The 11,107-nt window shown below is 39.8% G+C and carries 11 protein-coding genes, 1 pseudogene and 1 riboswitch; of the genes and pseudogenes, 3 read left to right on the forward strand and 9 right to left on the reverse strand.

Annotation, left to right across the window (positions count from 1 at the left end; genetic code table 11):
- Positions 1 to 50: 50 nt before the first annotated feature.
- Together J671_RS18130 and J671_RS0104775 are read left to right on the forward strand one after the other, a co-directional pair.
- Entirely contained in the window at positions 51 to 560 is a 510-nt protein-coding gene (locus tag J671_RS18130) for a helix-turn-helix domain-containing protein (protein ID WP_004886316.1), read from the forward strand.
- A 32-nt stretch (positions 561 to 592) separates the two neighbouring features.
- Positions 593 to 1,435 carry an IS3 family transposase gene (locus J671_RS0104775; protein WP_125305425.1) on the forward strand — a complete coding sequence of 281 codons (843 nt, stop codon included), beginning with the start codon at positions 593 to 595 and terminating at the stop codon, positions 1,433 to 1,435.
- Positions 1,436 to 1,752: 317 nt separating this feature from the next.
- On the opposite strand, the gene J671_RS18135 is transcribed toward J671_RS0104775, so the two are convergent.
- The 4 genes and pseudogenes from J671_RS18135 to J671_RS18150 all read right to left on the reverse strand — a co-directional run bounded on the left by J671_RS18135 (position 1,753) and on the right by J671_RS18150 (position 4,916).
- A complete protein-coding gene (locus J671_RS18135; RefSeq protein WP_004887932.1) occupies positions 1,753 to 1,977 on the reverse strand; it encodes a hypothetical protein in 225 nt (74 codons plus the stop codon).
- Between the two features lie 178 nt (positions 1,978 to 2,155).
- A complete protein-coding gene (locus tag J671_RS18140; protein ID WP_004887933.1) occupies positions 2,156 to 2,611 on the reverse strand; it encodes a hypothetical protein in 456 nt (151 codons plus the stop codon).
- 277 nt (positions 2,612 to 2,888) lie between these two features.
- Positions 2,889 to 3,308, reverse strand: a pseudogene (locus J671_RS18145) (EAL domain-containing protein); the annotation flags it as partial.
- Positions 3,309 to 3,465: 157 nt separating this feature from the next.
- Positions 3,466 to 3,661: riboswitch (yybP-ykoY riboswitch) on the reverse strand.
- A gap of 61 nt (positions 3,662 to 3,722) precedes the next feature.
- Positions 3,723 to 4,916, reverse strand: a complete 1,194-nt coding sequence (locus J671_RS18150) for an MFS transporter (protein ID WP_004887936.1) — start codon at positions 4,914 to 4,916, stop codon at positions 3,723 to 3,725.
- Positions 4,917 to 5,018: 102 nt separating this feature from the next.
- On the opposite strand from J671_RS18150, the gene J671_RS18155 reads away from it, so the two are divergent.
- Positions 5,019 to 5,930 (forward strand): LysR family transcriptional regulator, encoded by a 912-nt coding sequence (locus J671_RS18155; RefSeq protein ID WP_004887938.1) that lies wholly within the window; start codon positions 5,019 to 5,021, stop codon positions 5,928 to 5,930.
- 156 nt (positions 5,931 to 6,086) lie between these two features.
- Here J671_RS18155 and J671_RS18160 read toward each other — a convergent pair whose 3' ends face one another.
- From J671_RS18160 to J671_RS18180, 5 genes are read right to left on the reverse strand one after another with little or no spacing between them, the layout of a single operon-like run.
- Positions 6,087 to 7,910 (reverse strand): acyl-CoA dehydrogenase, encoded by a 1,824-nt coding sequence (locus J671_RS18160; protein ID WP_004887941.1) that lies wholly within the window; start codon positions 7,908 to 7,910, stop codon positions 6,087 to 6,089.
- Between the two features lie 13 nt (positions 7,911 to 7,923).
- Positions 7,924 to 8,379 carry a MaoC family dehydratase gene (locus tag J671_RS18165; RefSeq protein ID WP_004709686.1) on the reverse strand — a complete coding sequence of 152 codons (456 nt, stop codon included), beginning with the start codon at positions 8,377 to 8,379 and terminating at the stop codon, positions 7,924 to 7,926.
- Between the two features lies 1 nt (position 8,380).
- On the reverse strand, positions 8,381 to 9,289 hold the full coding sequence (locus tag J671_RS18170) for an SDR family NAD(P)-dependent oxidoreductase (protein ID WP_004887943.1): 909 nt from the start codon (positions 9,287 to 9,289) through the stop codon (positions 8,381 to 8,383).
- A 47-nt stretch (positions 9,290 to 9,336) separates the two neighbouring features.
- Positions 9,337 to 10,092, reverse strand: a complete 756-nt coding sequence (locus J671_RS18175; protein ID WP_004887945.1) for an SDR family NAD(P)-dependent oxidoreductase — start codon at positions 10,090 to 10,092, stop codon at positions 9,337 to 9,339.
- Positions 10,093 to 10,104: 12 nt separating this feature from the next.
- Positions 10,105 to 10,869: an SDR family oxidoreductase gene (locus tag J671_RS18180; protein ID WP_004887947.1), complete on the reverse strand. Its 765-nt coding sequence runs from the start codon at positions 10,867 to 10,869 to the stop codon at positions 10,105 to 10,107.
- Between the last annotated feature and the right edge of the window lie 238 nt (positions 10,870 to 11,107).

An 11,107-nucleotide genomic window follows, 5' to 3' on the forward strand; every position in this document is an offset into this window, starting at 1 on the left:
CTGAACTGCACCCCATAAGTTAGACTTTTTAAACTTATGAGGTGTGCCCTATGCCAATTCCGAAGCATTCAAAAGAGTTAAAATTAAAAGTCATTCAAGCTTATTTAGATGGAAGTAAAGGATATAAAATCCTTTCACAAGAATTTAATGTTGATCTCCAAACCATCCGCTTATGGATTGAAAACTATAAGGCACAAGGTGAAGATGGCCTGAATGTTAAAACTAAAAAAACCTACTACTCTTCCGAATTTAAAATCAAGGCTGTACAAATGCTTCTTGATAAGATACCGGTAAGAGAAGTTAGAAGACGGTTAAATCTGAGCGGGACGTCAATTTTAAGAAGGTGGCTCGCTCAGTATCATAAAGAAGGGATTGCCGGGTTTAATACTACGAGGATTTATACCAATATGGTTAAACAACATAAAACCAAAATAACTAAACCTATAAAAGAAGACAAAGATAAATCTCAACAGGAGCTCATTGATGAAGTGACTGCTTTACGAGCAGAGGTTGCCTTTTTAAAAAAGCTAAAAGCCTTAAAACTGAAGCAACGTACTTAAATACACTTTGTACTGCAGACACTGTTCAGGTTATTTCAGAATTAAGGCAAATTTATCCATTAAAACTCTTACTCAGTATTGCAAAGATTGCTCGTAGTACTTATTTCTATCACATGAAAGCTGTACGCTCTAATGACAAATATACTGAGTTAAAACAGCAGATTAAGTCCATATATCACAAGCATAAGGGATGCTATGGCTATCGTAGAATTACTCTTGCCCTGAAAAGTACAGGAATAATAATCAACCATAAATGTGTATATCGCCTTATGAAAACCATGGGACTTAAATCACGTATCAGAGCATTGAAATATCGCTCATATAAAAGTGGTTGTGTCGGGACGGTGGCTGATAACATTATGCAACGGCAATTTAAAGCGAACCATCCCAACCAGAAATGGGCAACTGATGTGACGGAATTTAATGTTAACGGTGAAAAACTTTATCTATCACCAATTATAGATTTGTTTAATGGGGAAATTATTACTTTCCGGATCCAACGTAAACTCAATTATGAGTTAGTGAAAGATATGCTCATTCATGCCTTAGCTAAACTTAAGCGACATGAGAAACCAATTCTCCATTCAGATCAAGGATGGCAATATCAAATGGCTCATTACCAACAGCAATTAAAGCAACATGGTTTAATTCAAAGTATGTCTCGTAAAGGAAATTGCTTAGATAATGCTGTAATAGAAAGCTTCTTTGGAATATTAAAATCGGAATGCTTTCATGGAGAAAAATTTCAATCAATTGATGAATTAGAGAAAACGATACGAGAATACATTCATTATTATAATCATGAGAGAATCAAGGTGAAGCTACAAGGTTTATCCCCGGTACAATATAGAAACCAGTTTATAAAAACTGCTTAACTAACTGTCCAACTTTATGGGGTCAGATCATTCCGCCGCAGAGGGGGCACGAGGGTGTACACACTAAAAGTATAAAACCTTTAATGCTCTTAAGGGGCGGTCCGCGACGACCGACTGGCAATGTGGCCAGCAGGCAAAGGATAGTGTCCTAGCTTCTTACAGTCAAGCACACAAAATGACATTTGCTTTTAAATAACGCATTAAAAAGTAAGGATAAATAATGAATAAGATATTGTTAAATTGGAGTTTATAAAGTGGTGAGATCAAGCCATAAAAAATCCCGCAGCCTATTGCGGGATTTTTTGTAGTGAGTTGAATTACATATGACCACGTCCGTGGCTATGCATATCAGACCCATGATCGCCATGGGCTTTATTATGATAGTAGCCCTTACCATGATGATTACCACGATAAGCATAAGCTTTACCATAATGACTGCCGTGATAACCATGATGTGAGCCGTGGTAAGCGTGACCTTTTGCAAAGGTTGGAGCAGAAAGCGCGATAACTAATGCGGCGAAAATATACTTAATGTACTTCATAATAAATTCCTTTTTATTGTAGTACTGGAATTTAAAGTAATACATAAATGTATAACTCGTATCAATAGATGATCTGTACTGGAGTGTAAAGTTTACTAAGCAAAAATAGGCTTACTTACTCGTTTTTAACTCAATAAAAAAACCGCGATTAAACGGTTTTTATAAATACACTCAACCATTACTTTTTCACAGTTTTGGTAAATGCTTCTGAATTAAAATAGTCGGTAATTTCTTCACCTTTATTTAAAACCTTTTCCTTTGGAACAGTTAAAAAATCTAGTTCTGATTCGAGGCTAATAAATTCAGGAATATATTTCTTAATTGGTGGTGGCGGTTTGGGCCCACCCTCCGTAATTTTTTCAACAATTCCAGCTAGCCATAAAATATATTCGTCTTCCATACTATGGTGTGGAATAAGACTAACATCTATTTTTACTTTACATTCACTTAAGGGTTTTGTTAAAGCTTCTTCGAAATCAATGTAGTTATACTTTAATTTGAATACACTCCCCGTGATCTCTTTACGTATAAAAATCATTAAATTATTAAGATTTTCAATAGTGTCATCTGAAAAAAGCTCAACTTCTTTAACTTTCCTATACACACTTTCTGCAATAGCTAAGTATTGTGGCATTAAGGTTTTTTCCTTATCTTTGAAGCGGTATTAGGTGTCTTTCAAAGTAAGTATGCTTCAAGTTATATTTCAACTTGTAATCTTATGTAACAATAAGTAACTATTGTTAATTATTTGTTAAAATTAAGCCAATAAATAACCATTTTTTGTTTTGCTTTAAGCTTTTTTTAATTTTGTAATATAAAAAAAGCTCATATAACATTGGATTGCGTGATTTTTATCATTAATAAAATAATATACCTTTATCTTCTATACTTTCTATTAATTAATTTTTCAACTACTTATGAAAATATGGCAACTGTTTAATAAAGTCATTTAAAGGCATCGGACAACCCCATAAATAGCCTTGAAATTCAGTACAGCCATTACTTTTAAAAGCGTTAAATTGTTCAATCGTTTCTATTCCTTCTACAAGCACACGAAGGTTTAAGTCTAAACCGATTTTAATAATACCTGTGACCAGTTTATTGCTACGCTTATCATCCAAAGCAGCTTGTACAAAACTTCGATCAATCTTGATTTGACTCATAGGCATTTTTTGTAAATAGCTTAAAGATGAGTACCCTGTACCAAAATCATCAAGTGAAAGCTGAATGCCATGTCTAGACAAGAAATTCATTTTTTCGATCATGCTTGCACAATTATTTAAGGCAATATTTTCAGTAATTTCTAAAATGAGCCGAGATGGATTTATGTCTGTACCGAAAGCTGCGAGTACGGAACCTACTGCAGTTGCACCTAGATTAAGGTGCTTACCGAACCATTCGATACCATTGACGAAATATTCACAGGCGAGATAAATCGCTGCGGCGGACACAAAGAATAAGATAAAAGTGAGGAGCATAGGAATAGTTCCAGCCGGGCGAATAAGAAACCATTGGCGCGTCAACACGCCTCGCCCGACTAGCAAAGCACGTTGCGGCCAAAGGTCTCGCCTAGCTCATACTGTATATACAGTGGCTGAACACGCCATGAGATACTCATCTCAAGTTTGTTGACGTGGTCTTCCTAGCTGGGTACTAGGAATGGCTACTCCCCAATGACAATGGGTGAAGTTTACCAGTGATTTAAACGTAACTCTACAGAGATAGTCAGACAAAACCAGAAGAGCTTATAAAAAGACATGAAAACGTTTAGCCAGTTTCTTTTGCAGAACAATCACAAGAACTGGGAACCCTGCTGCTGAAATTGCACATATCGCTAGTAACGTATTTACACTTTGTGGCGTCATACCCTGATCAGGCAATAAAAAAGCAGATAAGAAAAATGCAACGGTTGTCATTAAATACATGATGGATGTCTGTAATGAAGAAAATCCAGCTCGTTGTTGGTTGTTAGGAAACTGAATCGTAAGCACTGAACATGACACCAAACGGCTGTAAGATGCACCGAGAAATAAACCAATAAATAACGCTGCATGCTGATAGCCTAGTATTGGTATTAGCAAACTCAGTATAAAAACAATGGTTGAACCTGTACCCAGCACTAAAACAGAAAAACGAGAGGTTAACGCCCCTGTAATTTTTGTAGATAGGTAACCTATAACACCTCCACTGAAGAAGAGCCAAGGCAATAGATTTTGTGAAGCACCCAACTGCTGAATCATTAAGGGTGCCAAAATAGGAATGACGAGCATAGGACTAAACTGTACGAGTGCATTAGCAGAGGCGAACAATAATGTGTTCATATCCAGAGGCAGCGCACGAAGCATATCTAAATAGACTTGGTCTTTGGGTATAATGGATACAATTAATGGCAATGCCAACACACACAATGCACTTATGAGCCACAAAGCCACATGCCAACCATAGTGAGTGCATAGAAATAATATGGTAGGCATTCCGACAATATTTACTATTGAAAATGATGCAATCACCGTCGCTAACATTTTTCCTCGTAAATTAGGCGGAGCGTTGTTTATTAATATACTTATACCCACACCCATTGTAGTGCCGCCGACCAACCCTGCACAAAATCGAAGTGCAAGTAGCAGACTAAAACTGGATGTGCAGGTAGTCCAAAGTGTGAGTAGACCTAGTAGCGCCATATTGATAGTTAAAAACCGCTTTTTATTGAAATGATCAATCCAGTAAAAAGCAATAATTCCCGAAAGAACGGCGCCAAGCGTATACATCCCTGAAACATAACCTGAGAATGATACTGGCACTGCGAAATCTGTCGCCATAAAAACAAAAATAGGATTGAACACCATATATTTCAGTGCATTCGTGAACTGAACGAAAGCAATTACAGTGGCTATCCGCATGAGGACTTTATAATTAAACGTCTGTGTGGCTAGGGACATCGCAGTAACCTATAGATAAAAGATGTCCGAGTTTAACTGCTATCAATAGTATTGATTATATGGTAGAAATGGCTTTTATTATTATCAAATATGGGACAATTGATGCGTCCGGCTCTGGATTTTAATACCCTGAAAGTATTCATTGCTGTGGTTGAAAAAGAAAGTTTTGTGGGTGCATCGAAACTGCTTGAAATGCCAACATCAAACGTGAGTCGCTGCATTTCTCAGTTAGAAGAAAAACTCGATCTTCAGCTCATTGAGCGTAGTACTCGACATATGAAACTCACTCAGGCAGGGCAACTACTCTATACCAGAGCAAAGCCATTACTCGAAGCGCTTGAGCAAACGGAGACAGAATTAACGTTGCGTCAAATGCAGCTTAAAGGTCCATTACGAATTTGTATTCCAAATGAAATAGGCCCTGCACTGCTAGGTTCTGTGATTGCAGAATTCGCCTGTCAGTATCCAGACTTAGAAATCAGCTGTGTCACAAATTTGTCGGGTTTTGAATCTCTACGAGATGATCTGGATTTAGCGATTATCATTAGCCGCGGTCAGATGGATAACAGTGACTACATCGCTCGTCATCTGGTGACTATCCCATGCACGATTGTTGCAGCCCCTTCTCTCATTCAGCGTTATGGCACCCCTACTCGTATCGAGCAATTTGAAGAGTTACCCTGTATTACAACAGTCAGTGCACTCAAAGGTGCTCCTTGGCAATTTGTCAATAAAAAGGGGGAATTCGAGGCCATTAAGGTTAAAGGACATTATCGAGTAAACAGCGGAGAGATGGCAGGACAAGCTGCTGTAGCAGGTATCGGTTTTGCAATTCTATCAAAACAAACTTGCCAACCCTACATTAGCGACGGACGGCTAGTCGAGATTGAATTTGAACAAAAGGCAGCCCCTTTGCAGTTATTCGCACTGTATTCAAATCGTCGTTACTTACCCGCTAAAACAAGAGCGCTCATTGACTTCATACATCAAAAATTGAGTCATATTTCTTTATAAAATTGGGCTTTCCACAAACAAGTCCAAACCAATATATTTCACTATATGGCTTTGAGTTTGTTTATCTAATACTGTTATACCAAAGTTATTAAAAATCATAACTTCATTACGCTTATGGTCAGCGTAATGAAGTATAAATGAGATTAATTTTGGTGATTAAAACCAAGCTTCCTGCATATTTAATGGCGTAGTTTCAATTGGATCAAGAACAGCGAGCCAACTGTAAATTTTAGGCATTTCCCAACCAAAAAAATAATCACAGGCAGCTAACTTGCCATTTAAAAAATCTGTTGCTGATGAAGTGGCTAGATTTTCATGAAGGGTTATTGCCTGATCTAGCCATAACCAACCAACCACTAAATGTCCAAATGCTTCTAAATAATTGGCAGCGTTTGCCAATTGCATATCCATATCCTTAATAGCATGTAATGCTGCCGTTACCTCCTGAACCCGTTGCCATGTCTGAGCAAGAGTATTGGCATGGCGCTGTAATGCTGCTATTGACTGAGCTTGAGCAATTGTTCCTGTGATTTTTTCATTCAAAACGTGCATCGCCAGACCATCATTGATCCGTGTTTTGCGTCCGAGTAAATCCATCGCCTGAATGCCAAATGTACCTTCATGAATTGGATTGAGTCGGTTGTCCCGATAGAACTGCTCTACATTGTATTCACGGGTATAGCCATATCCCCCATGTACTTGAATGGCTAAATCATTGGCCACGAGTCCCCATTCTGATGACCAGCTTTTTACCACAGGGGTAAGTAAATCGAGGAGTAGTTGTGCCTTTTTCTGTTGCTCGCTATCTTCAAGAGAGTGAATATCATCTGTTAATTTTGCAGCATACAAACAAAGTGCAAGTGCTCCAGAGGCATATGATTTTTGTGCCAAAAGCATACGGCGCACATCTGCATGTTGGATAATTGGAATTTGTGGAGAACTCGGATCACGTTCACTACGAGAGCGGCCTTGTAAACGGTTTTTTGCATAGTCCAGTGCATGCAAATAACCTGTATATCCCAAGGCGGCTGCGCCCAGACCAACTGAAATTCGGGCCTCATTCATCATATGGAACATATAAGAAAGCCCTTTGCCAGCTTCGCCCACCAGCTCACCAATAGCGCCTGGTTCTCCTTCTGGTGTATAACGACCTTCACCAAAATTTAATACACAGTTGACGGTGCCACGGTAGCCCATTTTATGGTTGATTCCGGCCAAAGCGACATCATTGCGCTCACCTATATTTCCCTGCTCATCAACTAATTTTCGAGGTACGGTAAATAGCGAAATGCCTTGAACGCCAGCAGGTAACTTCCCTTGTTCATCTGGAATTTTGGCTAGAACCAAATGCACAATATTGCCTGAAATATCGTGCTCACCACCTGAAATCCACATTTTATTGCCAAATAAACGATAACGTCCGTCGGCTGTTGGCACTGCACGTGTCCGAATATCTCCCAAACTAGATCCGGCCTGTGGTTCAGATAAGCACATCGTACCAAAGCAGTCACCTGCAATCATGGCATCAATATATGGCTTTACTTTTTTAGGGTCTCCATGGGCCATCAATAAATTTGCATTACCAATCGTTAAAAAAGCGTAGCCTGTCGTACCCGGATTTGCACCCATCAGGTAAGCCATACCTGCTCGTTCAATGGTATTGGGTAAACTCATTCCGTTCCATTCAGTAGAAAAAGCTGTGCTCATCAAACCTGCATCTGCAAAGGCTTTTAAGGCGACACTTACCTCTGGATTAACAGTTACACGCTCACCATCAAAGCTAGGTTCATGGCTATCATTTTTTTTATTGTGGGGCGCAAAAAGATCAGTTGCCAAGTCTTCATATACATTCAATACTGCCGCATAATCACTACGCTCTTGCCCTGCAAAACGAGGACGCTGATTGAGTACTTCAATGTTAAGCCAATCAAACAGTAAGAAATCGACATCCTGTCGAGAAAGAATCATTTCATTATTCACACGGTTCTCCCAATTAAAAATTCATCAGCGTTAACCATTCGGCAACGAGCGCTGGTTTGGGGTGGTTTTCAATTTCAACTGTCACACCTAAGGTCAGCTGATAGCTTCCCGCTCTTTTTTCTATGATTTGTTTTAAGGTAAATCTTCCCCGTACACGATGTCCGCTCGGCACAGGACTTAGAAAGCGTAAATTATTCATGCCATAGTTTACCGATGAGGTTTGTCCCTCTACAGAGGGCAATACTTCGGCCGCCATAGCCGATAGTAAAGATAAAGTCAAAAAACCATGAGCAATCGTGCCACCAAATGGAGTTTGTTTAGCTTTTTCGGTATCAATATGGATGAATTGCCAATCTCGCGTAACATCCGCAAAAGCATTAATCATGGCTTGGTCAATGGTCAACCAATCAGAGACACCTAGTTCTTTATCTTGCAAGTCAAACAGTTGCTCAATCGTCACTATACTCATGTTAGTCCCCGCTTAAACCCGCTTTTTGCAACTCTAAATTGCCTTGCGCTGCGCCCATCGTAGGAACGATTTCATTGGTACGATCAGTAAGCTCACTTAAATGCTGTACCAAGTTATGCACTACCTCATCGCCAGTTCCTAAATGAATGCCTTGGGTCAAGGTAATATGTGCAGCTTCAAAACTTCCGGCCCCTGCACAAATAATCATTTTATTAGGGGCTTCTTCGCTGACTAATACAGCAATCGCTGGACTAACTGCACTTGGTGCAAGTGCTTTGAGTGAGGTTTCTGGTAACAAGCCTTCCAACATTCGGGTTGCTGCTGTTGGGGCAATACAATTGACTCGAATGTTATATTTTTCGCCTTCTAAGCCTAATGTTTGCATTAAACCTACTAAAGCCATTTTTGCAGCACTATAGTTAGACTGACCAAAGTTTCCGTATAAACCCGAGGATGACGTGGTCATGACAATACGACCATATTTCTGCTCGCGCATGATTTCCCAAACTGCTTTAGTGCAGTTCACGGCACCCATCAAATGCACATCGATCACTAGCCGAAAATCTTCTAATGTCATTTTGCTAAAGGTTTTATCACGCAAAATGCCCGCATTATTGACTAAAATATCAATGCGTCCCCAACGAGCCATAGTGTCATCGACCATACGCTGGACTTGCTCCGCATCGGTGACGGAAGCACCATTGGCGATCGCCTCACCACCGGCTGCAATGATTTCATCAACCACTTTCTGTGCAGCTGAAGTTGATCCGCCATTGCCATGTACATCACTGCCTAAATCATTGACTACAACTTTTGCGCCTAAACGAGCCAGTAATAGCGCATGCTCACGTCCTAAGCCTGCACCGGCACCTGTAACAATTGCAACACGGTTGGTTAAATTGATTGTCATAGTTTTTTCCTAAATAGATTTATTAATATTTTGTTCTTAATAAGTATTTAATAAGCCGTAACACCACCATCAATTGCAATGGCCTGACCTGTGAGATATGAATTTTCTCTAGCACACATCATCAGCATCATTGCAACAACTTCACTCGGATGGGCAAGACGCTTCATCGGAGAAGCCTGTGCCAGAAAGTCTTGTTTCGCGTTCAGTTCACTGTCGAGCACCATCGGTGTAGTGGTATAAAATGGACAAATTGCATTAACCCGAATCCCTTTATTTGCATATTCCACTGCTGCTGTTTTGGTTAAACCCACCACTGCATGTTTTGCTGCCGAATAAGCTGCCAGTTTTGGAGCTGCTCCTAAACCTGCAATAGAAGCAACATTTAGAATAACGCCACCACCTTGTTGTAGCATTTGTCGAATTTGATGCTTCATTCCAAAAAATACGCCTTTGGCATTTACAGCAAAACTCAAGTCCAGATCTGCCTCATTGGTATCAATAAAGCTTTTCATTGGCGGACTCATACCCGCATTATTTATACTGACATCAATTCTACCGAAATGATCCACCGCACTTTGTACCAATGCCTGTACTTCTGCTTCAAGACTAACATCACAAGCCTGCGCAACTACTTGTATACCCGCTTGTTGTAATGGTTCAACCACTGCATTCAGCCCTGCGATATTGCGGTCTCCCAAGACTAATTTTGCTCCATGTTCTGCCAATTGCTGGGCCAGCAGTGCACCAAATCCACTCGCCGCACCTGTGATTGAGACCACTTGATCTGAATACTGATCGTACATTGCTACCCGTCCTTAAATGGTTAAACCACCATCAACCACAATACATTCACCATTGGTATAACTTGCTGCATCAGAGACAAGATATAAAACCGTTCCAGCCATTTCACGTGGCTCCGCATGACGGCGTAATGGGATTTCTTGCAACCAACGGTTATATACCTCTTCATTGCTAAATAGGGCGCCAGCAAATTTGGTTTTTGTTAGACCTGGGAGTATGGCATTAACACGAATCCCTAAAGGGCCGCATTCTTTGGCAAACGCTTTCGTCATATTCACCACGGCTGCTTTGGTAATTGAATAAATAGCTTGGCGGTCGCCTGGTTGTAATGCATTCACAGAAGCGGTGTTGACAATCGCACCGCTGCCTTGAGCTCGCATCAGTTTTCCAGCTTCAATCGACATAAAGAAATAACCACGAATATTGACCTCAACCGTTTTGTTATATGCCGCAAGGTCTGTATCGAGAATATGGCCATAATAAGGGTTTGCTGCAGCATTATTGACTAGAATATCCAAACGCCCATGCTTAGAACGGATATGATCAAAAATAGCCGTAATATCCTCCATTGAACCCACATGACATGCAAACGCTTCTGCCTTGCCACCTGCCTGAATAATTTGATCGGCAACCGCTTGGCAATCATCAATTTTTCTACTCGAAACAATGACATGTGCGCCATACTCAGCTAAAAGTTTTGCAATTTCTTCACCAATCCCACGACTTGCACCAGTTATTAATGCGACTTTCCCTGTTAAATCAAACAAATTGGTTGGCATATTTTTACTCCTGAGCTTGGTCTATTTTACTGTTGGGCTTTTAAATTCTTGTGTTTGCCTATCAGTTTTGGAAACGAGTTTTTATTTGCTATCGAACATATAACATCGCTGGTACGATGCTTATAAACATACCCAACCTATAACAATGAATAAAATGAATTATTTGAATATTCAACTATGCATAAAATTAATATGTATGTTTCTTTTCTCTTATACAGTTAAGCTTCTACTCAAGAAA

Source organism: Acinetobacter sp. 1130196, assembly GCF_000588095.1.
Lineage (GTDB): Bacteria > Pseudomonadota > Gammaproteobacteria > Pseudomonadales > Moraxellaceae > Acinetobacter > Acinetobacter nosocomialis.